Origin of the sequence: Pseudomonas sp. MWU12-2345 (assembly GCF_023242385.1) — a bacterium.
GTDB classification, from domain to species: Bacteria; Pseudomonadota; Gammaproteobacteria; order Pseudomonadales; family Pseudomonadaceae; genus Aquipseudomonas; species Aquipseudomonas gingeri_D.
In genome coordinates this window covers 1-25,228 of the sequence record NZ_JALLJA010000012.1, presented here as the reverse complement: position 1 = coordinate 25,228, position 25,228 = coordinate 1, and the positions used below count along the sequence as shown (strand labels likewise).

The 25,228-nt window shown below is 62.5% G+C and carries 23 protein-coding genes and 1 pseudogene; 11 read left to right on the top strand and 13 right to left on the bottom strand.

Annotation, left to right across the window (positions count from 1 at the left end; all coding sequences use genetic code 11):
- The first annotated feature begins 242 nt into the window (after positions 1–242).
- Complete coding sequence (gene lpxO / locus M5C71_RS21865; RefSeq protein WP_103496791.1) at positions 243–1,142, top strand: lipid A hydroxylase LpxO; 900 nt, start codon at positions 243–245, stop codon at positions 1,140–1,142.
- Positions 1,143–1,246: 104 nt separating this feature from the next.
- On the opposite strand, the gene M5C71_RS21860 is transcribed toward lpxO, so the two are convergent.
- Complete coding sequence (locus M5C71_RS21860) at positions 1,247–2,113, bottom strand: LysR family transcriptional regulator (protein WP_103496792.1); 867 nt, start codon at positions 2,111–2,113, stop codon at positions 1,247–1,249.
- A gap of 106 nt (positions 2,114–2,219) precedes the next feature.
- Here M5C71_RS21860 and M5C71_RS21855 point away from each other — a divergent pair, with 106 nt between their 5' ends.
- Positions 2,220–2,780 (top strand): DUF4865 family protein, encoded by a 561-nt coding sequence (locus M5C71_RS21855; RefSeq protein ID WP_103496793.1) that lies wholly within the window; start codon positions 2,220–2,222, stop codon positions 2,778–2,780.
- Between the two features lie 61 nt (positions 2,781–2,841).
- Complete coding sequence (locus M5C71_RS21850) at positions 2,842–3,327, top strand: GNAT family N-acetyltransferase (protein ID WP_103496794.1); 486 nt, start codon at positions 2,842–2,844, stop codon at positions 3,325–3,327.
- A gap of 172 nt (positions 3,328–3,499) precedes the next feature.
- Here the strand turns inward: M5C71_RS21850 and M5C71_RS21845 are convergent, their stop codons facing one another.
- The 3 genes from M5C71_RS21845 to copC all read right to left on the bottom strand — a co-directional run bounded on the left by M5C71_RS21845 (position 3,500) and on the right by copC (position 6,255).
- Positions 3,500–4,870 carry a gluconate:H+ symporter gene (locus M5C71_RS21845; protein ID WP_248768709.1) on the bottom strand — a complete coding sequence of 457 codons (1,371 nt, stop codon included), beginning with the start codon at positions 4,868–4,870 and terminating at the stop codon, positions 3,500–3,502.
- Positions 4,871–5,021: 151 nt separating this feature from the next.
- Positions 5,022–5,873 carry a copper homeostasis membrane protein CopD gene (gene copD / locus M5C71_RS21840; protein WP_248768708.1) on the bottom strand — a complete coding sequence of 284 codons (852 nt, stop codon included), beginning with the start codon at positions 5,871–5,873 and terminating at the stop codon, positions 5,022–5,024.
- Positions 5,874–5,877: 4 nt separating this feature from the next.
- Positions 5,878–6,255, bottom strand: a complete 378-nt coding sequence (gene copC / locus M5C71_RS21835) for a copper homeostasis periplasmic binding protein CopC (RefSeq protein ID WP_103498254.1) — start codon at positions 6,253–6,255, stop codon at positions 5,878–5,880.
- 164 nt (positions 6,256–6,419) lie between these two features.
- On the opposite strand from copC, the gene M5C71_RS21830 reads away from it, so the two are divergent.
- Both M5C71_RS21830 and M5C71_RS21825 read left to right on the top strand, forming a co-directional pair.
- Positions 6,420–6,965: a histidine phosphatase family protein gene (locus M5C71_RS21830; protein ID WP_248768707.1), complete on the top strand. Its 546-nt coding sequence runs from the start codon at positions 6,420–6,422 to the stop codon at positions 6,963–6,965.
- Positions 6,966–7,203: 238 nt separating this feature from the next.
- Positions 7,204–7,746, top strand: coding sequence for a cysteine hydrolase family protein (locus tag M5C71_RS21825; RefSeq protein WP_103498256.1), 543 nt, complete (start codon positions 7,204–7,206; stop codon positions 7,744–7,746).
- 136 nt (positions 7,747–7,882) lie between these two features.
- Here M5C71_RS21825 and M5C71_RS21820 read toward each other — a convergent pair whose 3' ends face one another.
- From M5C71_RS21820 to M5C71_RS21800, 5 genes are all read right to left on the bottom strand, one after another.
- Complete coding sequence (locus tag M5C71_RS21820; RefSeq protein ID WP_248768706.1) at positions 7,883–8,962, bottom strand: nucleoside hydrolase; 1,080 nt, start codon at positions 8,960–8,962, stop codon at positions 7,883–7,885.
- Positions 8,963–9,052: 90 nt separating this feature from the next.
- Entirely contained in the window at positions 9,053–10,363 is a 1,311-nt protein-coding gene (locus M5C71_RS21815; protein WP_103498257.1) for an MFS transporter, read from the bottom strand.
- Between the two features lie 172 nt (positions 10,364–10,535).
- Positions 10,536–11,168 carry an N-carbamoylsarcosine amidohydrolase gene (locus tag M5C71_RS21810; RefSeq protein WP_248768705.1) on the bottom strand — a complete coding sequence of 211 codons (633 nt, stop codon included), beginning with the start codon at positions 11,166–11,168 and terminating at the stop codon, positions 10,536–10,538.
- Positions 11,169–11,192: 24 nt separating this feature from the next.
- The gene (locus tag M5C71_RS21805; protein ID WP_248768704.1) at positions 11,193–11,999 is read right to left on the bottom strand and encodes an alpha/beta hydrolase; all 807 of its coding nucleotides are present in this window, start codon (positions 11,997–11,999) and stop codon (positions 11,193–11,195) included.
- The gene (locus M5C71_RS21800; RefSeq protein ID WP_103498260.1) at positions 11,996–13,144 is read right to left on the bottom strand and encodes an FAD-dependent monooxygenase; all 1,149 of its coding nucleotides are present in this window, start codon (positions 13,142–13,144) and stop codon (positions 11,996–11,998) included. Before M5C71_RS21800 ends, M5C71_RS21805 begins: the two co-directional genes overlap by 4 nt.
- A gap of 311 nt (positions 13,145–13,455) precedes the next feature.
- Between M5C71_RS21800 and M5C71_RS21795 the strand changes: the two genes are divergently transcribed.
- From M5C71_RS21795 to M5C71_RS21780, 4 genes are all read left to right on the top strand, one after another.
- Positions 13,456–14,508 carry a 2,5-dihydroxypyridine 5,6-dioxygenase gene (locus M5C71_RS21795; RefSeq protein WP_103498261.1) on the top strand — a complete coding sequence of 351 codons (1,053 nt, stop codon included), beginning with the start codon at positions 13,456–13,458 and terminating at the stop codon, positions 14,506–14,508.
- A 246-nt stretch (positions 14,509–14,754) separates the two neighbouring features.
- Complete coding sequence (locus M5C71_RS21790; protein ID WP_100940725.1) at positions 14,755–15,204, top strand: MarR family winged helix-turn-helix transcriptional regulator; 450 nt, start codon at positions 14,755–14,757, stop codon at positions 15,202–15,204.
- Between the two features lie 291 nt (positions 15,205–15,495).
- On the top strand, positions 15,496–15,972 hold the full coding sequence (locus M5C71_RS21785; RefSeq protein WP_103499675.1) for a (2Fe-2S)-binding protein: 477 nt from the start codon (positions 15,496–15,498) through the stop codon (positions 15,970–15,972).
- A gap of 16 nt (positions 15,973–15,988) precedes the next feature.
- The gene (locus M5C71_RS21780; RefSeq protein ID WP_248768703.1) at positions 15,989–19,564 is read left to right on the top strand and encodes a molybdopterin cofactor-binding domain-containing protein; all 3,576 of its coding nucleotides are present in this window, start codon (positions 15,989–15,991) and stop codon (positions 19,562–19,564) included.
- Positions 19,565–19,689: 125 nt separating this feature from the next.
- On the opposite strand, the gene M5C71_RS21775 is transcribed toward M5C71_RS21780, so the two are convergent.
- Positions 19,690–20,331 (bottom strand): TetR/AcrR family transcriptional regulator, encoded by a 642-nt coding sequence (locus M5C71_RS21775; protein WP_248745693.1) that lies wholly within the window; start codon positions 20,329–20,331, stop codon positions 19,690–19,692.
- Between the two features lie 127 nt (positions 20,332–20,458).
- Positions 20,459–21,511 carry an NAD(P)-dependent alcohol dehydrogenase gene (locus tag M5C71_RS21770; protein ID WP_248768702.1) on the bottom strand — a complete coding sequence of 351 codons (1,053 nt, stop codon included), beginning with the start codon at positions 21,509–21,511 and terminating at the stop codon, positions 20,459–20,461.
- A 179-nt stretch (positions 21,512–21,690) separates the two neighbouring features.
- Here M5C71_RS21770 and M5C71_RS21765 point away from each other — a divergent pair, with 179 nt between their 5' ends.
- Entirely contained in the window at positions 21,691–22,584 is an 894-nt protein-coding gene (locus tag M5C71_RS21765) for an AraC family transcriptional regulator (RefSeq protein WP_248768701.1), read from the top strand.
- Here M5C71_RS21765 and M5C71_RS21760 read toward each other — a convergent pair.
- Positions 22,545–22,799, bottom strand: a complete 255-nt coding sequence (locus M5C71_RS21760; protein WP_248768700.1) for a hypothetical protein — start codon at positions 22,797–22,799, stop codon at positions 22,545–22,547. The genes M5C71_RS21765 and M5C71_RS21760 overlap by 40 nt on opposite strands.
- A 76-nt stretch (positions 22,800–22,875) precedes the next feature.
- Positions 22,876–24,540, bottom strand: a complete 1,665-nt coding sequence (locus M5C71_RS21755; protein ID WP_248768699.1) for an electron transfer flavoprotein-ubiquinone oxidoreductase — start codon at positions 24,538–24,540, stop codon at positions 22,876–22,878.
- A gap of 562 nt (positions 24,541–25,102) precedes the next feature.
- On the opposite strand from M5C71_RS21755, the pseudogene M5C71_RS21750 reads away from it, so the two are divergent.
- Positions 25,103–25,228, top strand: a pseudogene (locus M5C71_RS21750) (electron transfer flavoprotein subunit beta/FixA family protein); the annotation flags it as partial.

The following is a 25,228-nucleotide window of genomic DNA, read 5'->3' as shown; positions in this document are numbered from 1 at the left end:
GATCGCCATCGCCGGCAAGCCGGCTCCTACAGGGATGGAGTGCACCAGTGAAGCTATAAGAAAATCCTGTAACAGATAGTGGTTTTGCTTTCGCCCGGAAGACGAAACACTGGAAACCCATACGCCAGCTGTTCTACCCTAGTGCGTTGGCTACCTTTGCGACCTCTGGACCCCGGCCGTGTGCACCGGGCCACCAGATGCATGAAAGGTAGCGTGTCCTTTCGACTTCTGTGACGACGCCCGTGAAACTCATCATTATCGCTGTTTACGTCTTGTCCATCGCGTACGTACACCTGCGCGGCAAGGTCCGGCACAAGCTGGGCCGGCAATTGAGTGACCACTCGACTTTCCTCGCCCCGGTCAACTGCTTCCTCTACCTCTTCTCCAAGGTGCCGAGCCGCCCGTACCTGGACCCGGCCGGCTTCCCCGAACTCAAGCCGTTGCAGGACAACTGGCAGGAAATCCGCACCGAGGCCCTGGCCCTGTTGCGCGCCGGTGAGATCAAGAAATCCGAGACGCCCAACGACGTGGGCTTCAACTCCTTCTTCAAGACTGGCTGGAAGCGTTTCTACCTCAAGTGGTATGGCGACAACCATCCTTCCGCCGTCGAGCTGTGCCCGCGCACCACGGAGCTGCTCAACAGCATCGGCAGCATCAAGGCGGCGATGTTCGCCGAGTTGCCGCCGGGTTCGCGCCTGGTTCGCCACCGCGACCCCTACGCCGGTTCCTTGCGCTACCACCTGGGCCTGGAAACGCCGAACGATCCGGGCTGCTACATCAACGTCGATGGCCAGGACTACCACTGGCGCGATGGCGAGCCGGTTATGTTCGACGAGACCTTTATCCACTACGCCGAAAACAAGACCGACCAGAACCGTGTGATCCTGTTCTGCGATGTCGAGCGCCCGTTGAAATATCGCTGGGCGACGGCGTTCAACCGCTGGTTCAGTCGTAATGTGATGTCCGCCGCCGCTTCGCCGAATGATGCGAACGACAAGACCGGTGGGATCAACAAGTTCTTCACCAAGATCTACGGCATTCGCCTGCGGGGCAAGGCCTTGAAGAAAACCAACCGCACCCGCTACTACCTGGAGAAGTGGGCGATCTTCGGTGGCTTGCTGGCGTTGTTCCTGCTGATCTAGTTCAGGTTGTCGCTTAACGAATTCGGCCGGGCCCCCAAAGGGAGCCCGGCCGATTTGTTTCCATAATTGTCCAGGTCGTTACGCCGCCTGGAAGTCATGATCGACTAGCGCTCCAGTACCCCACGAAATGCAGCACTCAGCGCTCTCAAGGTTTCCTGAGAACGAGAGTCCGTGGGACGCGCATGCAGGATGATTTCGGTGATCGGCAGCGCCGGCAGCCCGAGTTGTTCACCGACTTCGATCGCGCCGGCCGGTGCCACCCGCTTGGCCAGCGCTGCCACGCCGAGCCCGGCACTGACCGCCGCGCCCACCGCCATCACGCCGCCGCCGATAAACACTTCGGTCCAGGGGATGCCCGCATCATCCAGCACCCGCACCGCCAGATGCCGCACGCCACAGGGCGCGGCCATGGTCGCCAGGCGCAGGACGCTGCCGGGGGTGTGTTGCCAGGTGGGTGCGGCGAACCAGCCGAAGCGCTCCACCACCAGCACCTCGCCGTCGTGACGGTCGCCTTCGCTGCGCACGATGGCCGCATCCAGCTCGCCACGATCGAAGGCCGCGCCGAGGTCCCGGGACGAGGCGATCCGCACCTCGATGATCAGCAGGGGATCGTAGTGCGCCAGGCGACTCAGCAGGGTCGGCAGGTCCGGTCCCGCGACATGGTCGCTGATGCCGATGATCAGGCGACGATTGGGTGTGGCGCTCATATCCCCCAGCGCCCGTTCGTGGGCCTGGAGCAACGCGCGGGCGGCGTGGATAAATTGTTCACCCGAAGGCGACAGCCGCACATGGCGGGGTGTGCGCTCCAGCAAGCGGTAGCCGAGACGTTCTTCCAGGCGCTTGAGCTTCAGGCTGATGGCCGCCTGGGAGGTGTCCAGCGCCTGGGCCGCGCGGGTGAAACTGGCGAAATCGGCAATCAGCACAAAGGCCTGGACAGTGTCGATATCGAGAGGCTTGACGGCTTCAGTCATATCTATCTCTTATCACACATATATTTATCGATATCTTGTTGTAATTATCGATCTTGCGCAAGCTGGCTCCAGGTTCTCGATAACCTTTTCCCACAGGAGTGTCGTCATGTTTGCCAAACAGTATTCACACCGCTTGCCCGCCAACTATGACATGGGCTTGATCCGCCGCCGGGCCAGCGAATTGGGGCCGCTCTGGGACGATACCCAAGGGCTGGTCTTCAAGGCTTTTATCGCCGAGGAACGCGGGGTCTTCGGGGCCCAGGCCAATCTGTATTCGTCGGTGTACCTCTGGGCCGATCCGAGCGCCGCTGCGGGCTTTCTGATGGACGAGCGTTTCCAGCGGGTGATCGACTCATTCGGTCGTCCGGATATCGAGGCCTGGTTGCCGCTGGATCTGCAGCTGGGCAGTGCGCCGCAGGCCCGGGCGCTGTATCGCGAAACCTTGCCGTTCGATGCGCAAGCGGATCGAGTGCGGTTGCTGGCCGAGGAGGTGGAGCGTAACCAGGCCATCGTTCGTCAGGACGACACGGTGGCGGTGTTCCTCGCGCTGGATACGGCGGCCTGGCAGTTGATCCGGATCACCCTGTCGTCGTCCGAGCCTGACCGCCATCGCTCGGGTAAGGCGTATGAAGTGCTGTACCTGGCACAACCGGGCCTCGAGCAATAGTGATTCAAACCGTCGCACAATCCGCATAGCATGGGCGACTTCACCGACTCTGGAAGCGCCCATGTCCCTTGAAATACGCGAAGCCCGGCCCAGCGATGCGCCGCAGATCCTGGCCTTCATCACTGAACTGGCCGAGTACGAACGGGCCCGCCATGAAGTGATCGCCAGCGTCGTCGACATCGAGCGCAGCCTGTTTGGCGAAGGTGCCACGGCCCATGGCCTGATCTGCCTGCGTGATGGCGAGCCGGTCGGTTTTGCGGTGTTTTTCTTCAGCTACTCCACCTGGCTCGGGCGTAATGGCCTGTACCTGGAAGACCTCTACGTTTCACCGCAACAACGCGGTGCCGGCGCCGGTAAGAAGCTCTTGCGGCACTTGGCACAGATCGCCTGCGCCAATGATTGCGGGCGCCTGGAGTGGAGTGTGCTGGACTGGAACGAGTCGGCGATTCGCTTCTACGAATCCATTGGTGCGCAACCCCAGAATGAATGGGTGCGCTACCGCATGGATGGTGAGGTGTTGAAGAACTTTGCCTATTCGCAGGACTGAGCGGGGATCCTGAAACACCACGAATTTGAATGCGCCGCGAAACCTGTAGGAGCAGGGCTTGCCCGCGAAGCTTTTGGCGGCCTTGAGGGCCCTTTCGCGGCGGTGCGGCGATCCGACAAGCCCTGCTCCTACAAGGGATCGTGTTCAGGCTTACCAAATGGATTACGGCAGTTTATTTAAACCACTGCCACAACAGCAGCGTGCCAATCAGCCCGACCACTGAAACGATGGTCTGCAACACCGACCAGACCCAGATCGTCTGCTTGAGCTGCAAGCCGAAGTACTCGCGCACCATCCAGAAGCCGGCGTCGTTGACGTGGCAGAAGAACACCGAACCGGCACCGATGGCCAGGGCCACCAGCGAGGCCTGGGTGGTTGCCAGGCCGGCCATCAGCGGCGCGAGAATACCCGCCGTGGTGGTGGTCGCCACGGTCGCCGAACCGGTGGCCTGGCGCAAGGCCACGGCAATCAGCCAGGCCAGCAGGACGTAGGACAGGTTGGCGCCGGTGGCGACCTTGCTGATGGTGTCGCTGATGCCGGCTTCCAGCAGGGTCTGTTTCAGGCCGCCGCCGGCGCCGATGGTCAGCAGCAGCATGGCAATCGGCCCGAGGCTTTTGCGCAGCACGCTGCCGACCTGGTCACGGGCCATGCCGATGGACCAGCCCAGGCAGATCACCGCCGCGATCACCGCGAGGCCCAGGGCGATCAAGGGTTCGCCGAGAAACTTCAGGGTGATGGCGAGGTTGCTTTGCGGCGCCATGGCGACCTTGGCCAGGGTGCTGCCGAGCATCAGCAGTACCGGCAGCAGGATGATCAACAGTGAAATGGTGAAGCTCGGCTTGCGCCGGGTCTCGACCTTGGCGGTGAACAAGGCGCCGATTTCCGCCGGCTCCTTCACATCCAGGCGCTTGGACAACCAGATACCATAGAGCGGGCCGGCGAGGATCACCGCCGGCACCGCGATGCAAAAGCCCAGCAACATGGTCATGCCGAGGTCGGCGTGCAAGGCGCTGACCGCGATCAACGGGCCCGGATGGGGCGGCATCAGCGCATGCAGGGTGGTCATGCCGGCCAGGGCCGGGATCGCCACCTTGAGCAGCGGCTGGCCGGACTGGCGGGCGATCACGAAGATGATCGGCACCATCAGCACCAGGCCGACTTCGAAGAACAGCGGCAGGCCGATGATCATCGCGACCATTGCCATGACCCAGGGCAGGGCCTTGCCTCGCGCATGGCGCAGGAGGGTCGAGGCAATGCGGTCGGCGGCCCCGGACTCGGCCATCAGCGCGCCGAGCATGGCGCCCAGGGAAATGATGATCCCGGCTTCGCCGAGCAGGCTGCCGGCACCCTTGCTGAACGCCTTGGCCACTTCTTCAGGGGGCAGCGAGGCGCCGATCCCGGCGACGAAGGTGCCGATCAGGATGGACAGGAAGGGCGGCAGTTTGGTCAGGCTGATCAGCACGATGATGGTGGCGATGGCCAGCAGGCAGCAGACGATCAGGCGGGTGTCGTGGGCAAGCCACGCGGCATGTGAAAGATCCAACGGGAACCCCTTCTTGTATTATTTTGTTACGCGGTTGGAAGGAATATACCTGATGGATTCATATAGATGATTAGATGAGCCAGGTTTTTTTGCGAACGGGAGTATGAAAGTCCGGACGGATTTACGCTGTTCGCCAGCCAGCCCCGGGGGCTCAGTCCATCAGCATCGGCGGTAGAGTGCCCAGCAGCGATACCGCGAGAATCGCCCCCAGGCCGAGCAGCCATTCGACCGTCACACTGGTGCGCAAGACGCTGAAACGCCCGCCAGGGCTCATCACCCGGTTGAACAGGGCCAATCCCAGCATCAGCGCGACCATCAGCACCTTGATCAGCAGGATCAGGGCGAAGCCGCTGAACAGTGGCGTCGGCCAGAGGGCTCCGGTGAGTACCCGCACATTGATCAGGCCGGTGACGATAATCACGGCGACCAGCAGGTAACCGAGGTCGCCGAACCGTCGCAGGACCCGCTTGATGTCATGTTCCGCCGGCTTGCTCAGCATCAGGGCGAGCAACATCAAGCCGCCGACCCAGGCACCGACCCCGCTCAGGTGGATGAACTGGTTGAGCATCAGCAAGCGACCGTCGAGGCCGTCGAGCATGGCGCCGTGGCCGACCGGGGCGAGGGTCGCCAGCAGCAGGAAACCGAGCAGCAGGTTGATGGCCGGGCGGGCGTTGGCCAACAGGCTGATCACCAGCAACAGGGACAAGCCCAGGTGCCAGCTCCAGACCTGACCGAAAAAGGTCTTGCCCAGGACCAACTGCAGGGTGGCGGGATTCAGGGCGTCGGCCCAGTCGCCGGTCATAGTGGCGGTGGTCAGCAGCAACCAGCCGCCGGCGCTGAGCAACCCCAGCAGCGCCAGCCAGCGCTTGATTTCGAGCAGCCCCCGGTCGAGTGCCGGGCTGGCCGCGCTGCCGATCAGCCAGGGCCTGAACAGGCAGGCCCCGAACAACGACAACACCACGGCGAAATGCAGGAAGCGGCACAGGACCATGGCGTTCTGCATAGACTCAGTTGCCCACCGTGAAGCTGTAGTTGCCTTCGCTCTTGTGAGTGTCGACCGACACGGCGTGCCACACGACCTTGTACTGGCCAGGCGGGAGAGGAGCCGCAGGGGTAACGATCAGGGTTTTCTTGTCGGACGGATCGGTGGCGATGCTTTTCAGCGTGACCGCTTTATCGGCGCTGCTGAGTTCGACTTTGGTGAACTTGGCTTCAACCCCTTCGCTGAACACCAGGCGCAATTCGGCCGGGGCGCTGACGGTGGCATCCTTGGCCGGGGTTTCGCTTTTCAGGTGGGCATGGGCGAAGGCGCTGTTCGCACCGGCCAGGCCGACCAGCAGGAGCAGGGCGCCGAGGGTTTTCTTGAGCGGGACGACAACAGGCATCGATCAGTTCCTCGTGGGATCAAGTGAGCTGACTATACTAGCTCGCTCTGCAGCCGAACGTCGCATTTGAGCCTTTGTTCGCTTGAGCGATACTTGCAATCCCGGCTGAGTGACTTCCCGGTATGTTGAGCCACGACACGGACTGCCTTTCGGAACACACCCTTATGTCGATTCGTTTGAGCTTTGTTTGCCACGCCCGCACCGAGGCCCAGCGCCTGGGGCGTTTTCCGTTGGACGAACCGGTGGAGCCCAAGGGCTTGCTCAAGGCGGCCGAGCTGGCGGCGCGTTTGAAGAAACCGGTGCGCATCCTCAGTGCCCCGGAAACCCGCGCCTGGCAGACCGCCGAGGCCCTGGGGGCGGAGGTCGAGATCGTCCCGGAACTGGGAGACCTGGATGTCGGCGAATGGCAGGGTGTCATGCTGGCGGATTTGCTCGAGAGCGAACCCGAATTGCTCGCGGCCTGGACCTCGGACCCGACGCAGGTCCCGCCGGCGGGTGAGTCGGTGGCGGCGTTGTGTGCCCGGGTCGGGACCTGGCTCGAGGGTTTTCGCGAGGAAGGACATTTTATCGTGGTGACCCATCCCTTCGTGATCCGCGCGGCACTGCTGCACGCGCTGGGGGCCGGGCCTACCTCCTTCAATTCGATCGATATCGAGCCCTTATCCGTGGTCGACCTGCGCCGTAACGGGCACTGGCGGTTGCGCTTCTGAGGCTGCGCGCTGTTGTCTTTTTCGATGACGGGGTTGCCAGGTTCGAACCGACCGTAGCATGATCGAGCCCATGAACCGGAATCCGTTGAACCTCACCCAGACCACCACGACCGCCTATGGCGGGCGTGAGGTCGGTGCGTGAGTCGGTAAACGCAGCGAACCCAGGCCCCGCCAGCAATGGACGGGGCCTTTTGGTTTTCGGGCCTTTGCTGGCATCACACGGAAGGAGAAACACCCCATGCAAGCAGACAATGCACAGCGTTCGGCCCTGTTGATCATCGATATGCAGGTCGGGCTGTTCCATGGCCCCGACCAGCCCTGGGAAGGGCAGCGGGTGCTGGAGAATATCAATCAGCTGATTGGCGCGGCGCGGCAGGCCGGTGCGCCGATTTTTGCGGTCCGGCATACCGGCCCTGAAGGCTCGCCGATTGCGGCGGGGAGTGCGCCCTGGCAGTTGGTGCCGGAGTTGCGGGTGGATCCCGCGGTGGATCGTCTGGTCGACAAGACGCGCCCCAGTTGTTTCTTCAATACCGGGCTGGCCGAGCAGTTGGATGATGCCGGTGTGCAGCGCCTGGTGATCGTCGGGATGAAGACTCAGTATTGCGTCGACAGCACCAGCCGCCTGGTGCGGGATCTGGGTTTCGAGGCGGTGCTGGTGGGGGATGCCCATACCTGCATGGAAACACCCGGGTTGTCGGCCCGGGCGATTGTCGAGCATCACAACGCGACCTTGAACGGGGCGTTTGTGCAGGTGCTGAGTACGGTTGACGTGCGGTTCTGAATGGCGACCGCTGCGCGGTCATCGCTGGCAAGCCAGCTCCCACAGAGGTCTGTGTCTACTCCGATGGAGCGTTCACCGTTACTCTTCTGTGGGAGCCGGCTTGCTGGCGATAGCGGTCTATCTAGCGCCGCTGACCTCAGGGTTTTTTCACCGGCGTCGGCAAGGTCACCAGCGAGACGTAGTCGTTCCAGAATTTCTTCTGGTCCACCGCGAACACGATTTTGGCTTTCTGCGTCCCCACTGGCGGGCTCTTCTTGTAGCCCAGCGCGCGGCCGTAGTCCGGACCGAAATGGGTGTCGACATCGATCCACATATCACGGGACTCGGTGACGATCTCAGGTTCGGCCAGGAACAATGCCGGCAGGCTGTCCCAGGTAAAGCTGTGATAGCCCGGGTTCTTGGCGAACTCTGGCCCGAACACGCTCTTGTACAACTCCGGCACCGCGCCCTTGGCCGCAATCACCCGGTTGTAGACCGAGGCGTCGAAGGTGACTTTCTCGCAGACATCGTTGGGGAAGATCACGTGTTCGATCGGCGAGCGCAGGACGATCTTCGCCGCCTCCGGGTCGAACCACCAGTTGAACTCCGCCGCCGGCGTGGTATTGCCGGGAATCTCGATGGCGCCGCCCATGTACACGATACGCTTGATCAGCGGCACGATATCCGGCGCCTGGCGGATTGCCAGGGCCAGGTTGGTCAGCGGGCCGATGGCCAGCAAGGTCACTTCATGGGGGTATTTGCGCACGCTGTCGATAATGAACTGCGGCGCGGTTTCGCTGCGCAGCTTGGTATGGGTCGCCAGGCCATCGGGCGGCGCGACCAATTGCGAAGCCGAGGTCGGCCGCGGGTTCTTGAATGCCCCGGGCCAGCCGGCGCCGAACATCGCCTGCTCCTGTGGATAAGTGGCGAAGTCATGCAGCAGCGGATAGGCCGCGCCGGAGTAGACGCCGATCTCCTTTTCCACCCCCATGCGTTCCACCGCCTTGAGCGCGTCGACCTGTTCCTGGTCGACCCAGGCATTGCCGCTGACCAGGGTCATGCCCAGCATGTCGATCTTCTTCTGCGCATGCAGTTGCGCCAGCATGATAAAGGCCTGGCCGTCGTCGTTGAGAACATTGAAATCGGTGTCGATGATGACTTTTTCAGCCGCTTGCAGCGAGCCGGCGGACAGGCCGACAGCCAGCGCCAGCGCGCAGCCCTTGAGAAAGCGTTGCATGGTGATGTGCCCCAATGAGTTGTTGTTGTATTGCGGTAAGCCAGCATGCCTGCCGAGGCCTGGAAAGGCCATCGGCAGGTAAGTGGTTACTTAACGATTGACCAGTTTTGCCGGCAGGGCGATCACCAGGAAGCTGCTCAGGATCAGGCAGCCGGCGAAGAACCAGAGGGCCCCGGCACTGCTGCCGGTCAGGTCGATGGCCACGCCCATCAGCGAGTTGCTGACCAGCCCGGCGATATTCGCCAGCGAGCAGGCCAGGGCAAAACCGGTGGCCGCCGCGGTGCCCTTGAGGAAGGTCGCCGGCAGGCTGAAGAACACCGGCACCGCGCCGATGATCGCCGCCGAGGCGATGGCGAACAGAGCCACCGTCGCCACCACGTTATGGGTGAAGAAGGTGCTGGTGGCCATGGCGACGGCACCGACGAAAAACGGCACGATGATGTGCCAGCGACGTTCGCGATGCTTGTCGGAACTGGCGCCGATCAGCAGCATGCCGAGCAGGGCGGCGACACTTGGCAGGGCGGTCAGTACACCGATATGGAAGGTGTCGGTGATCCCCGCGTTGCGGATGAAAGTCGGCATCCAGAAGCCCATGGCGTAGGCGCTGAGCAGGATCGAGAAGTCGATACCGCCGAGCATCCAGACCTTGAGGTTGAAGAAACCGTCGCGAAAGTGCTGCTTGCTGTCGGGGCTGCTGGCCTCGTCGTTTTTCAGTTCGCTTTCGAGGACGGCTTTTTCTTCTTCATTGAGCCATTTGGCCTGGCGGAAATGATTCGGCAATGCCCAGAAGGTCAGGATGCCGAGCAGCACGCTGGGCACGGCTTCGATCAGGAACAGCCATTGCCAGCCGCGCAGTCCGTTGACCTGGTCGAAGTGGCCCATGACCCAGCCCGACAGCGGTCCGCCGATAACGCTGGAGAGCGGCAGGCCGATCATGAACAGGGCGATGATCCGCCCGCGTCGATGGGTCGGGAACCAGGTGGTCAGGTAGAACAACACGCCCGGCAGGAAGCCGGCTTCGGCGGCGCCGAGGAGGAAACGCAGGATGTAGAACTGGGTGGTCGAGGTTACGAGCATGGTGCAGGCCGAGAGCAGGCCCCAGGTGATCATGATCCGCGCGATCCAGATTTTCGCCCCGACCTTTTCCAGTACCAGGTTGCTCGGTACTTCGAAGAGGATATAACCGACGAAGAACAGCCCGGCACCGAGGCCGAAGGCGGTTTCGCTGAAGTGCAGCTGGTCGAGCATCTGCAGTTTGGCGAAGCCGATATTGATCCGGTCGAGGTACGCGGCCAGGTAGCAGAAACACAGGAACGGGATCAGTTTCCAGGTGATCTTGTGGTAAAGCGCTTGGGTCGGGTCGGCGACCGAGGTCGCTGATGTTGCATTCGCAATGGGCATTGGTTGTCTCCTGGCGGTGACTTATGGTTTTTATTACAGCCGCTTTTTCCAGCACTCTGGAGCGCGGTAAAGGCGGCTTCCAAAGGCAGTGTCAGAAGACTGGGCGTCACGCTCCGCACGGAGGCGACGCTCAGTTTTTTACGCGACCATGCTCTGTGGCACGGTTCTGCGGTCAAGCTCCCTGGAACTTCGAGATCGCTTCCTGTTTGCTGACGACATCGCCGTACTTGCTGTCGATGTCGAACAGATTCGCTTCATGGGGCGCCGGATGGCGGTCACCCACGCATTCACGTACCACGATGGTCCTGAACCCGTGCTGCACGGCATCCACCGCCGTCGCGCGGATGCAGCCGCTGGTGGAGCAACCGGCCAGCACCACGGTGTCGATGCCCTGGGCGTGCAACTGCGAGGCCAGGCTGGTGCCGAAAAACGCACTGGCGTATTGCTTGCTGATCACCACTTCCGACGGCAGCGGCAACACCGCTTCGCAGAAGGCCGCGAGCGGATTGCCTTCGACCATGTCCTTCATCACTGGCGCCTTGCGCACCCAGATGCCGCCATCGGCGAAATGCCCCGGATGGTAGCGAATATTGGTGTGCACCACCGTAATTCCATGCTGCCGCGCGCAGTCCAGCAGCTCGACGCTTTCGGCCACGGCGCTGACCACGCCAGGGGCGAACAGTGGCGCGCCCTCGGTGGTGTAGCCCTGCATGAAATCGATCATCAGCAGGGCCGGTTTCTGGCCGAAGCCGATCCGCTGGCCCCAGACGCCCTGGTAATTGTCATTGGCGCTTTGTTCGCTCATCTCAAGGCTCCCACAGGTTCAGGTTCAAGTCAGGCTCACGCCGAGGAAGTCACCGAAGGCAGCGAAGAAACCGTCCAGGTCGTCCCAGGGAATCATGTGGCCGGCATTGGCCACGTGGGCGACCTGGATGCCCGGTTGCAGCGCGCGGATTTCGGCTTCGTCCTCCGGCAGGATCACGCCGCCGCGACCGGCCACCAACAGCAGGGAGGGGGCCGTGAGCCGAGGCAGGTCCTGGTGGAAGTCCACCGTATGGAAGTCGTTGAACGCCCTGACGATGGCCGGTTCGTAGCAGGTGTGCAGCCATTCGGCGCGCAGTTGCAGTTGCTCCTGGGTCCAGGTGGCGCAGAAGGCACGCATCGCCTCGGCGTCCATCCCGATCAGCGACTGGCGGATCGAGTCGACGTACCAGGGCAGCTTGCTCGGGTACTCGCGACGACCCGGACCGGACACCGGCGGGTCGATCAGCACCAGGCTCTTGACCCCGGCGGGGCAGAGCACGGCACTGCGCACGGCAAAGCGCGCGCCCATGGAGTGGCCGACCAGATGGTAGGTGTCCAGGCCCAGGGCGGCGGCAAAGGCGGCGATATCGCTCGCGCAGGTCTCGGCGCTGTAGTCCAGTTCCGGACCGCTGGATGAAAGGCCGCGTCCGCGAACATCCAGTACATAGGTATCGAAGTGCCGGCCGAAGCGTTCGGCAACGAAGCCCCAGGTGATCGCCGGGCTGGTGATGCCGGGGATCAGGATCAGCGCCGGGCCCGTGCCGCCATACCGCAGGTAGTGCTGGCGGATACCGTTGGCCTGGACGTTGCCGCCGTGGACGAAAGTGCTCACGCCGCCACCCCCGATTTCAGCACCTGGGCGTAGAGGTCGTAACCGTAGACCCAGGCCGGATCTTCCTGGGTGCGCAGCCAGGTGTTGGCGTTGGAGACCGCCTGGACCCGCGAGGCGCGCTCCTTGCGGTTGGCTTCATAGAGTTCGAAGGCGGTACGGTGGTCGCCGAGGCCGGTTTCCTGCAGGCAGCGGGTGAGCATGGCGGCGTCTTCGATGGCCATGCCGGCGCCCTGGGCCATATGCGGTTTCATCGGGTGGCAGGCATCGCCCAGCAGCACCAGGCGCCCACGGCTCCACAGCGGCAGCGGATTGCGATTGCGCAACGGCCATTTGGTCACGGTGTCGGTGGATTCGATCAGCGCCTGCACGGTGGGGTGGTAACCCTGGAAGGCTTCGAACATCTCTTCGCGGCTGCTGTCGACAAACGGGCCTTCGAAGTCCAGCTCCGGGTGTGGCACGCCGGTGACGTAGTAGTACTCATCGCGTTTGCCGGTGGTGTAGTAGACCATCATGTGCCGGTCCTCGCTCCACCACTTGATGCAGTCTTCGAAATTGAGGTCGTAGCGGGCCAGCTTGTCGCGGGTGATCAGCGCGCGGTGGGCGACCCAGCCGCTGTACAGCGGTGCTTCGTGGCCCAGCAGTTCCTCGCGGATCTTCGAATTGATGCCGTCGGCGCCGATAACGATATCGGCGCTGGCCGTGGTGCCGTCGGTGAAGCTCAGGCGCACCTGGTCGCCGGTGTCTTCGATCTTCTCCAGGCGCTTGTTGAAGTGCAGGGTGCCGGGCTTGATCGTCGACATCTGCAAGGCATGCAGGTCGCCACGGTGCACGGTGACATAGGAGGCGCCGTATTCCTTGCGAGCGAATTCACCCAGGGGAATGCGCGACAGATAGTCACCGCTCATGCCATCGCGACTGAACCAGTGATCCGGGTGCGAGCCCATCTGGTCGAGCTGCTGCTCGATGCCCATGCGGCGGAAGATCTTCATGATATTCGGACCCATGTGGATCCCGGCGCCCAGGCGGGAAAACTCCGGGGCCTGCTCGTAGATCGACACGTCGAATCCAGCTTGTTGCAACAGCGTGGCGGCGGCGGCGCCACCCAGGCCCGCGCCGACGATGGCGATTTTTTGCGTGCTTGCCATGGGGCTTGCTCCTCGTTCCGAGTGTGGGGTGGCGGATTCGGCCACCGGGTTTTTAAAGTGTATACGCTCTTTTTTTAAAAAGACTAGCGTCTCTTGGAAAATTAAATTTTTACCGGTTTTAGCCTCTGGTAACGCTAAGTAACCTTGTTTTGTTGGGTGTGTGTGAGTTTGTAACGTTTTGGTCTGCTGCTTGCAGAGCGCTGTGAATTCAGGTTTTATCGATACTAAATGGCGTGTACGCTATAAAAACGCACTAGACTGAAGCGTCGCGCCTCGACTTGGTGCAGCGCGAGCGAAGAGGAGAGAGGAAAATGCCGGTAAGTGATTGCGAACTGACGCAAATGTTCGAACACGTGTTGAAGCTGTCGAAAGTCGACTCGACCCAGAGTGTCGCGGTGCTCAAGAGTCATTACTCCGATCCGCGCACCGTGCGTTCGGCGATGGAGGCGGCGCAGCGCCTGGGGGCCAAGGTGTACGCGGTGGAATTGCCGTCGTTCAACCACCCGACGGCCATGGGCAACGATATGACCGCCTACTGTGGCGACACCGCGCTGACCGGCAATATCGCCGCGCAGCGGGCGCTGGAAGCGGCGGATCTGATCGTCGACACCATGATGCTGCTGCACTCGCCGGAACAGGAGCAGATTCTCAAGACCGGCACGCGCATCCTGCTGGCGGTGGAGCCGCCGGAAGTGCTGGCGCGGATGCTGCCGACCGAGGCCGACAAGGTGCGGGTGCTGGCGGCGGAAGAGCTGTTGAAGAAGGCCCGTTCGATCCATGTGACCTCCCGCGCCGGCAGCGATTTCCGCGCGGCGCTGGGGCAGTATCCGTCGGTGACCGAGTATGGTTTCGCCGATGAACCGGGGCGTTGGGATCACTGGCCGAGCGGCTTTCTGTTCTCCTGGCCGAACGAAGAAACCGCCGAGGGCGTGCTGGTACTGGATGTCGGCGATATCCTGCTGCCGTTCAAGACCTACACCCGGGAGAAGATCACCCTGGAGATCGAGAAGGGTTTTATCACCTCGATCCACGGTGGTTTCGAGGCCGGGTACCTGCGCGACTACATGAAGTATTTCAATGATCCCGAGGTGTATGGCATCTCCCATATCGGCTGGGGCCTGCAGCCACGGGCGCAGTGGACGGCAATGGGGCTGCACGACAAGAACGACGGCATGTGCATGGATGCCCGGGCGTTCTATGGCAACTTCCTGTTCTCCACCGGGCCGAATACCGAGGTCGGCGGGACGCGCAAGACGCCGTGCCATATGGACATTCCGCTGCGCCATTGCGATGTGTACCTGGATGACCAGGCGGTGGTGATCGGCGGTGATGTGGTGGCGCCGGAGGCGTCGCGGGCGCGCTGAGTCTGGGGTGAAGGGGCTGTCAGTGAGACTTTTGGTGGTCTTGCGGGCCCCTTCGCGGCGGTGCGGCGATCCGACAAGCCCTGCTCCTACAGGTTTTTATGTCGTGCGCAAAATCGGTGTTCGACGCCAAACTGTAGGAGCAGGGCTTGCCCGCGAAGAGGCCGGGCCAGACAACCTCACACTTGAGTCTGCCCCCCAACCTGTCCATCATGCCTGCCCATTCTCCCTCGCCTTTTCGAGCCTGCCGTGCCGGATACTCCTGATTCCAACCCTTATGTGTTTTCCGAACAAGTCGGCCACCTGCTGCGCAAGGCCTACCAGCGGCATATGGCGATCTTCCAGCAGAATGTCGGCGACTCGCAGCTCACCGCCGTGCAGTTCGTCACCCTGTGCGCGGTGCGCGATCACGGCCCCAGCTCCCTGACCGAACTGGTCAAGGCCACCGCCGTGGACCAGGCGACCATTCGCGGCATCGTCGAACGGCTCAGGGCCCGTGAGTTGATCACCCTGGAGCCGGACCCGGAAGACCGGCGCAAGGTCATTGTCGGTTTGTCCGAGGCCGGCAGCCGGCTGGTGCAGCAGACCGTGCCCTGCGCGGCGAAGATCAGCGAACTGACCATGAGCAACCTCAATCCCGCCGAACAGGTCGCGGTGCTGTTCCTGCTGCGCAAGATGATCGACGACCGCGACGAGTAACCCTTTCTGGATGCGGGCCTGTGTGGGAGCGGAGCTTGCCCGCGAAGAACGATGACGCGGTCTAGCTGAAGAACCGCGGTGTCCCCCTTTCGCGGGCAAGCTCCGCTCCCACAGGTTTTGTGTTTCTCCAATGCCATGGTCGGACGCCTGAAAGTCCAACTGGCACTCTTCTTGCTCTCCTTTCATGTAGTAACCACTTCATCGAAAAAAGTGTGTCGTCAGGAGACATCGTTCTCAACCCACGCGCTTTTCATGTAGTAGTTACTTCATCAAATGAAGCGAGCGCATTCCATGACGATGCAGGAAATCACGGTAGCCCTTGAGGTCAACGGCCAACGCCATTCGGTGACGGCCATGGCCGATACCCCGCTGTTGCTGGTGCTGCGCAACGACCTGCGGCTCAACGGCCCCAAGTACGGCTGCGGCCTGGGGGAGTGCGGCGCCTGCACGGTGATCGTCGACGGCGTGGCCGCGCGCTCCTGCGTGTTTCCCCTGGCCGGCGCTGAGGACCGGCAGATCGTCACCCTCGAAGGCCTCGGCAGCCGCGAGGCGCCACACCCGGTGCAACAGGCCTTTATCGACGAGCAGGCGGCCCAGTGCGGCTATTGCCTGAACGGCATGATCATGACCGCCAAGGCCTTGCTCGACCGTATCCCGCACCCCAGCGAAGCGCAGATCCGCCAGGAGCTGTCGGCCAATCTCTGTCGTTGCGGCACCCATATCGAAATTCTTCGCGCGGTGCTGCGTGCCGCCCGTCCATTGCCTTGAACCAGGATCGACGACCATGAGCGACGCCATCCCCACCCGCGACCAATGGCTGGCCAAGACCGGCGTGCTGCTGATCGTCGACGATATCCTGCCGCCCTCGGGGCCGGTGGCCAAAGGCGGCACGCCGCGGGTCTTGCCCAAGGAGCTGGGGCTGTTTATCGCGGTCAACGACGATGGCCTCGTCTATGCCTTCAACGGCCATGTGGACCTGGGCACCGGTATTCGCACCTCCCTGGCGCAGATCGTCGCCGAGGAGCTGGACCTGGAGGTGGAGCAGGTGTGCATGGTGCTCGGCGACACCGAGCGCGCGCCGAACCAGGGCGCAACCATTGCCAGCGCGACCTTGCAGATCTCCGCGATTCCCCTGCGCAACGCCGCGGCCGAAGCCCGGCGCTTCCTGCTGGAACGGGCTGCCGGGCGCTGGTCGCTGAACGTGGCGGCGCTGCGGGTCGAACGCGGTATCGTCAAGGCGCCGGATGGCCGGGCCCTGGGCTACAGCGAACTGGTGGCGGGAGAGCACGACCAGTTGCGTATCAGCGGCAACGCACCGCTCAAGCCGGCCGAAGACTATCGGCTGGTGGGCAAGGGCACGGCGCGGGTGGATATTCCGGCCAAGGCCACTGGCGAGCTGATCTATGTCCATGACATGCGCGTGCCGGACATGCTCCATGGTCGGGTCGTGCGCCCGCCTTATGCCGGTTTCGATTGCGGCGACTTTGTCGGCAACAGCCTGCTGGAGGTCGATGAGTCATCCATCGCCCATATCCCCGGGATCGTCGCGGTGGTGGTGATCCGCGACTTTATCGGGGTGGTTGCGTTGCGCGAAGAACAGGCGGCGAAGGCGGCGCGGGAACTGCGGGTACGCTGGAAGGACTGGACGCAGAAGCTGCCGGACCTGAGCGATGTCGAGCAGGCGATCCGCGACAACCCGCGGATCAAGCGCACGGTGCTGGACCAGGGCAATGTCGATGTGGCCCTCGCCGGCGCCAGCCAGCGCATGCCGCGCACCTACCTCTGGCCCTATCAGATGCATGCTTCCATCGGCCCGTCCTGTGGCCTGGCGGATTATCACGAGGAGGGCATCCGGGTCTGGTCCGGCAGCCAGAATCCGCACCTGTTGCGGGCCGACCTCGCCTGGCTGCTGGAGTACCCGGAAGAACGTATCGAGATCATCCGCATGGAGGCTTCTGGCTGTTACGGCCGCAACTGCGCCGATGACGTCTGTGCCGACGCCCTGTTGCTATCCCGGGCGGTGGGCAAGCCGGTACGGGTGCAACTGACCCGTGACCAGGAACACGCCTGGGAACCCAAGGGCACGGCGCAATTGATGGACATCGATGGCGGCCTGAATGCCGATGGCAGCGTGGCGGCCTACGACTTCGAGACCAGCTACCCGTCCAATGGCGCACCGACCCTGGCCTTGCTGCTGACCGGGCGGGTCGAGCCGGTGGCGGCAATGTTCGAAATGGGCGACCGCACTTCGATCCCGCCTTATGCCTATGAGCATATGCGGGTCAGCATCAACGACATGTCGCCGATTGTCCGGGCGTCGTGGATGCGCGGGGTGTCGGCCTTGCCCAACACCTTTGCCCATGAGTCCTATATCGACGAGCTGGCCTTCGCCGCCGGGGTCGATCCGGTGGAATATCGCCTGCGTTACCTGCCGGACCAGCGGGCCGTGGACCTGGTGAAATCCACCGCCGAGCGAGCTGCCTGGACCCCGCGCACCGCGCCGATGCAAACGCCGAACGAAGACCATCTGCTGCGCGGTCGCGGCTTTGCCTATGCGCGTTATATCCACAGCAAGTTTCCCGGCTTCGGCGCGGCCTGGGCGGCCTGGGTCGCGGATGTGGCGGTGGACCGGCAGACCGGCGATGTCTCGGTCACCCGGGTGGTGATCGGCCATGACTCGGGGATGATGATCAACCCCGACGGCGTGCGGCACCAGATTCACGGCAATGTGATCCAGTCCACCAGCCGGGTGCTCAAGGAGCGGGTGACCTTTGAAGAGTCGACGGTGACGAGCAAGGAGTGGGGCGGTTATCCGATCCTGACCTTTCCCGAGGTGCCGCAGATCGATGTGCTGATGATGCCGCGCCAGAGCGAGCCGCCCATGGGCGCCGGCGAATCGGCCTCGGTGCCGAGCGCGGCGGCGATTGCCAATGCGATCTTCGATGCCACCGGGATTCGTTTTCGCGAACTGCCGATTACCCCCGAGCGGGTGTTGCAGGCGCTCAATGCCGGCACCGCCGGGGATCCGCCGAAGTCGCCGGAGAAACGTTCGAAATGGTTGTTCGGCTCGTTGTTCGCGGCCTTCGGCGCGCTGCTCGGCATGGCCGCCACGGCCTGGCCCTGGCATGGGGAAATCGCGCCTATCGCACCGCCCAGTGCCGGGACCTGGTCGACGGCGACCCTTGAGCGTGGGCGCTTGCTGGCGGCGGTCGGCGATTGCGCGGTGTGCCACACGGCGCCGGGTGGTGTAACCAACGCCGGCGGGCTGGCGATGGAGACGCCGTTCGGCACGCTGTACAGCAGCAATATCACCCCGGATGTGAAGACCGGCATCGGCAGTTGGTCGTATCCGGCCTTCGAGCGGGCGATGCGTGACGGCATCGGTCGTGACGGGCGCAATCTGTATCCGGCGTTTCCCTATACGGCGTTTCGCAATATCAACGATGCCGATATGCAGGCGCTGTATGCCTACCTGATGTCCCAGGCGCCGGTCAGCCAGCCGGCCAAGGCCAATGCAATGGGTTTTCCGTTCAACCAGCGGCCGTTGATGGCCGGCTGGAATGCCCTGTTCCTGCGCAAGGGGGAAATCCAGGTGCAGCCGCAGCGTAGCGAGCAATGGAATCGTGGGGCTTATCTGGTCAACGGATTGGGGCACTGCGCGGCTTGTCATTCACCGCGCAATCTTCTGGGTGCGGAGAAGGGCGGGGCAGCGTTTCTGTCCGGGGCGATGGTCGATGGTTGGGAGGCGCCGGCGTTGAACGGTTTGTCGAAGGCGCCGACGCCGTGGACCGAGGATCAGTTGTTCAGCTACCTGAGCACCGGTTACTCCGATGCCCATGGCGTGGCGACGGGGCCGATGGGGCCGGTGGTCACCGAGTTGGCGAAATTGCCGAAAGAGGATGTGCGGGCGATGGCGGTGTACCTGGCGTCGCTCAATGGGGCGCAGGCCGAAGCGCAGGTGGTGGAGAAGGCGACCCGGCCGGTGGCCGCTGCGCAGAAGGTGGTGCCTGAGGTGAAGTTGTCACTGAGTAACGGTCAGCGCCTGTTCGAAGGTTCCTGCCAGGGTTGCCACGCCGATGGGCTGGGGCCGAAGTTGTTTGGAGTCAGCCCATCACTGGCGACCAACAGCAATGTGCACAGCGATGTGCCGGACAATCTGCTCAAGGTGATCCTGCAGGGTATCCAGAATCCGGCGACCCGGGACCTGGGTTATATGCCGGGATTCAAGGACAGCCTGTCGGATACCCAGGTGGCGGAGTTGGCGGCGTATCTGCGCAGTCGGTTTGCCGGCGAGGCGCCGCCGTGGCAGGGCTTGGAAAAGACCGTGGCCCATGTTCGAGCGAATCCTGGTACTCACTGATGAACGCTATTCGTTGTAGCACCACAACCCTGTAGGAGCCTGGCTTGCCGGCGAAGAGGCCCTCAAGACCGCTAAAAGCTTCGCTGGCAAGCCAGGCTCCTACAGGTCCGTGGGGTTTGCAGAATTTAAGGCAGGCGCAACACCCCGCGCACCACCAGGTCACTGATAAACGCCAGCCAGTCCTGCTGCTGGCGTTTCTCCGCCAGCGGTTCCCCCAGGAACGAGCTCAGGGTGTGCTGGTTGGAGTTATAGAAATAACAGAGCGAGGCGATCATCAGGTACACATGCTTGATATCCAGGTCCTGGCGAAAGATGCCCTTGGCCTGGCCGGCCTCGATGATCGGGCGCAGCACGCCCACCGCTTCACCGGAAAGCCGGCGCAATTCACCCGACTGCTGCGCATGCCGCCCCTTGTGCAGGTTCTCGATGCTCAGGATGGCGACGAATTCGGGGTGCTTGACGTAGTAGGTCCAGACGAAGGCCACCAGGTCCTGCAAGGCTTGCAGCGGTTCCTCGAGGTTCAGCTTGAGCTTGCTTTCGGCTTTGTTGAACTGCTCGTAGATATGTTCCAGCACGCAAATGAACAGGCGTTCCTTGCTGCCGAAGTAGTAGTAGAGCATGCGGTCGTTGGATTCGGCCTCGCGGGAAATGCTTTCGACCCGGCCGCCGGAATAACCGTCGCGGGTGAACACCTTCACCGCCGCCTTGAGAATACGCGCGCGGGTCTGGTCGGCTTGCTGGGCTCTGATGCCGGTCTTCTTGTTCACGTCGGCATTCCTTCTGTGGGTCGGAAAGGGACGCGAATATAGCATGGGGGCCGTTGCGTGGATGCAGGCCCGGTGGGAGGGGCAGGAGCCGGTTTACCGGCTCCTGCCGTGGCGCACGCAGACTTGATCAGGCCTTGAGGGTCGCCATGTCGATCACGAAACGGTATTTCACATCACCGGCGATCATGCGGCTGTAGGCCTCGTTGATCTGGCGGATGTCGAGCATCTCGATGTCGCAGGTGATGCCGTGCTCGGCGCAGAAATCCAGGACTTCCTGGGTTTCGGCAATGCCGCCGATCAACGAGCCGGCCAGTACCCGGCGCTTGAGCACCAGCTTGGCGGCATGCAACGCCGGGTCCACCGGCTCGATCAGGCCCACCAGGATATGCACGCCGTCGAAGGCCAGGGTGTCGAGGTAGGGGTTGAGGTCGTGCTGCACCGGGATGCTATCGAGCAGGAAGTTGAAGCGGCCCGCGGCGGCGGCCATCTGCCCGGCATCGGTGGACACGATCACATGGTCGGCGCCCTGGCGACGACCTTCCTCGGCCTTGCTCGCCGAACGGGTGAACAGGGTGACTTCGGCACCCATGGCCTTGGCGAACTTGATGCCCATATGGCCCAGGCCGCCCATGCCGAGAATCCCGACCTTGTCCCCCGGCTTGACGCCATAGTGCTTGAGCGGCGAGTAGGTGGTGATGCCGGCGCAGAGAATCGGCGCGGCGCTGGCCAGGTCGAGTTTTTCCGGAATGCGCACGACAAAGTGTTCGCTGACCACGATGCTGTCGGAGTAACCGCCCATGGTGTTGCTGCCATCGACCCGATCCGGGGTGGCGTAGGTCATGGTCGGGCCTTCCAGGCAGTATTGCTCCAGATCGGCGGAGCAAGCTTCGCAATGACGGCAGGAGTCGACCATGCAGCCGACGCCCACCAGGTCGCCGACCTTGTGCCGGGTAACGTTGGCGCCGACGGCGGTGACCTTGCCGACGATTTCATGGCCGGGCATCAACGGGTAGACGGCAATGCCCCACTCGTTGCGGGCCTGGTGGATATCGGAGTGACAGACGCCACAGTAGAGGATCTCGATGGCGACATCGTCAGGTCGCGGCGAGCGACGCTGGAAGGACATGGGGGCGAGGGGCGTGGTTGGCGACTGGGCGGCATAACCGATGGCGGTGTACATGAGGAGCCTCGCAAAGCTGTGACGGTTGAGGCGATGCATTGTCGGCGTCGAAGCTGGACACGGCCATGGCGATTCCTCCGCGTGTCTTGCCTATTCCTCCGGTATCGCGTTTTCGCCATTCGCCTGTGTCCCCGGACCTGCGAAGATGTTCTCATCCCTCTTTCCGTGAAGTTTTTGCCATGCAGTTGACCCGTCATCTGGACGCCAATGCCCCCCTGGTTGCGCTGATCGAGCCCCTGGCCACCCGTGACGGCTTCGTCCCGACCCTGTTGCCGGGCGTGCAGGTGTTGCGCGTCGGCTGTGATGTGGCCCGTGGTCCGCAGATCTACGAGCCGAGCCTGATGATCATTGTCCAGGGCAGCAAGCTGGCCTACCTGGGGGTGCGGACTCTGGAATATGGCGCCGGACACTATCTGATCCAGGCCCTTTCGGTGCCCTTCGAGTGCGAGACCTTTGCCGGCAGTGATGGCGCGCCCCTGCTGGGGATTTCCGTTGCTATCGACCGGGCGGTGCTCGGGGAGCTGGTCTTGGCCATGGGTTTCAACCATGACAGCCCGGCGGCGGCCCAGACCCCGGAATCCATGGCCTCGGTGGTGCTGGATGACAGCATGCGTGGTTGCGTCGAACGCTTGCTGCGTTGCCTGCGGGACCCGCTGGAGTGTCGTGTCATGGGGGAGGCGCGGGTGCGCGAGTTGTTGTTCGCCGCCTTGCGCGGGCCGCAGTCGGAAGTGCTGCGTGCGCTGGTGGAGCAGCAGGGGCATTTTTCCCGGATCGCGGCGTCCCTGAGTCTTTTGCATGCCCATTACACCGAGCCCTTGAATGTCGAGACCCTGGCCAGTTGCGCGAACATGAGCCTGTCGACCTTTCACGAGCATTTCAAGCGCGTCACCCTGCTGTCGCCGGTGCAATACCTCAAGCGCCTGCGCCTGCTCAAGGCACAACAATTGTTGCTGGCCGACGGCCTCGGTGTGGCGCAGGTCGCCCATCGGGTCGGGTATCAGAGCTCCTCGCAGTTCAGTCGCGAGTACAAACGCTACTTCGAACGCAGCCCCGGGGACGAGCGGGCGGCTTGAACCTGGCTTGACGCGCTGGCCGCCACTTCGCCGATCACCAGGATCGCCGGGCTTTTCAGCGCGAACGCCAGGGCGCGCCAGACCTTGAGCGGTTCGCGCTCCAGCAAAGGACGGGGGGCGCCGCCGTAGGCTTCCGGGGCGATATAGCTGGGCGTGCCGGCATGGCTTGCCCGCGAAAAGGCCTTGAGGACGCTACAAGCTCCGCGGGTAAGCACAAATCACAGCCAAGCTTGAGATTATTCTTAAGTAAGCAAAAAGGCCCCGAAGGGGCCTTTCTGTTGTAGCGAGGACTTACATGTTCGGGTAAGTCGGGCCGCCGGCGCCTTCAGGGGTGACCCAGGTGATGTTCTGCGAAGGGTCCTTGATATCACAGGTCTTGCAGTGCACGCAGTTCTGGGCGTTGATCTGGAAACGCTTCGCACCGTCTTCCTGGGTGATCACCTCATACACACCGGCCGGGCAGTAACGCTGTGCGGGCTCATCATAGAGCGGCAGGTTCTTGCCGATCGGAATGCTCGGGTCCTTCAGCTTCAGGTGGCAGGGCTGCTCTTCTTCATGGTTGGTACCCGAGATGAACACCGAGCTGAGCTTGTCGAAGCTGAGCTTGCCGTCCGGTTTCGGATAATCGATTTTCGTCGAGTCCTTCGCCAGCTTCAGGCAGGCATAGTCCGGCTTGGTGTCGTGCAGGGTGAACGGCAGTTTGCCGCCGAAGATATTCTGGTCGAGCCAGTTGAAGCCGGCACCGACGATCGGGCCGAACTTGTGCATCGCCGGGCCGAAGTTGCGGCTGGCGAACAATTCTTCGTACAGCCAGCTCGATTTGAACGACTCGACGTAGCTGTGCAGCTCATCGCCACCCTCGGCACCGGCCAGCAGCTTCTCGGCCACGGCTTCGGCGGCGAGCATGCCGGACTTCATCGCGGTATGGCTGCCCTTGATCTTGGCGAAGTTCAGGGTGCCCAGGTCGCAACCGATCAGCGCGCCGCCGTTGAAGACCATCTTCGGCAGCGAGTTCAGGCCGCCCTTGCAGATGGCGCGGGCGCCGTAGCTGATGCGCTTGCCGCCTTCCAGGTACTGCTTGAGCACCGGGTGATGCTTGAGGCGCTGGAACTCGTCGAACGGCGACAGGAAGGTGTTGCTGTAGGACAGGTCGACGATCAGACCCACCACCACCTGGTTGTTTTCCAGGTGATAGAGGAACGAGCCGCCGGTGTTCTCGGCGCTCATGATGTCCAGCGGCCAACCGGCGGTGTGCACCACCAGGCCTGGCTCATGCTTGGCCGGATCGATTTCCCAGATTTCCTTCAGGCCGATGCCGTAGTGCTGGGCATCGGCATTGCTGTCGAGCTTGAAACGCGAAATCAGCTGCTTGCCGATATGCCCACGGCAGCCTTCGGCGAACAGCGTGTACTTGCCGCGCAGTTCCATGCCAGGGGTGTAGAGGCCGTCTTTCGGATGGCCTTCACGGTCGACACCCAGGTCACCGGTGATGATCCCGCGAACCACGCCGTTCTCGTCGAACAGCGCTTCCTGGGCGGCGAAGCCCGGGTAGATTTCCACGCCCAGGTTCTCGGCCTGCTGGGCCAGCCAGCGGCACAGGTTGCCCAGGGAGATAATGTAGTTGCCTTCGTTGTGCATGGTCTTGGGCACAAAGAAGTCGGGAACCTTGGTCGAGGTCTCGTGGCTGCGCAGGACATAGATGTCGTCGCGCTTGACGGGGGTGTTCAGCGGCGCGCCGAGCTCTTTCCAGTCCGGGAACAGTTCGTTCAGGGCCCGTGGCTCGAACACCGCGCCGGAAAGGATATGGGCACCGACCTCGGAACCTTTCTCCACGACGCAGACGCTGATTTCCTGACCCGCTTCGGCCGCTTTCTGTTTCAGCCGGCAAGCGGCGGACAGGCCTGCGGGGCCGGCACCGACGATGACCACGTCGAATTCCATGTATTCGCGTTCCACAGACTCTCTCCTACTCAAGGCTCACATTTTTCTAATTGGAGGTTTGGTGTCGCGCTCCAGTATTCCTGCACCACGTCGGGAGGAGGATCACGGATGAGACATCTTTCTCTCTAGGCGGCGCATTATATCTACACCACTACCAGCGTCCAATACAAACGTTTGTTTGAATTCGCTGCAGGCTAGATAAATCAAAGAAGCGCGGCTTATGACTGGCCATTTTGCCGTATTGACCGGAATGGGCGTTCCGGTCAAGATACGGGCGGTTTCGCGCTCGCCGTAGGCTGAATCAAGGATTCAGGAGCCCCTCTAAAGACAGGGCGAAGGCAGTGGGAAGTACAGCGGCATGCCGTTCTGGCGCGGAGTTTACACGCCTTGACGGTTCATGACTGCCCGGTCACGTCCGACGGACGGTATAGGGTGGTCGGCGTTGGTATTTTCCTTATCAAGTGCCGGCGTTTTTGGAGGTGCCCTTGTGCTTCTTATGGAGTCGTGCGCCGTTGAGCATCAACCGCCAGGATGAGTCCTGGCGATTTCCTTTTCACCGGAGAGTAACGAGGAATCCATGAAGGTTCTTGTAGCTGTCAAACGCGTTGTCGATTACAACGTCAAGGTCCGCGTCAAGGCGGACAATTCCGGCGTCGACCTCGCCAACGTCAAGATGTCGATGAACCCGTTCTGCGAAATCGCA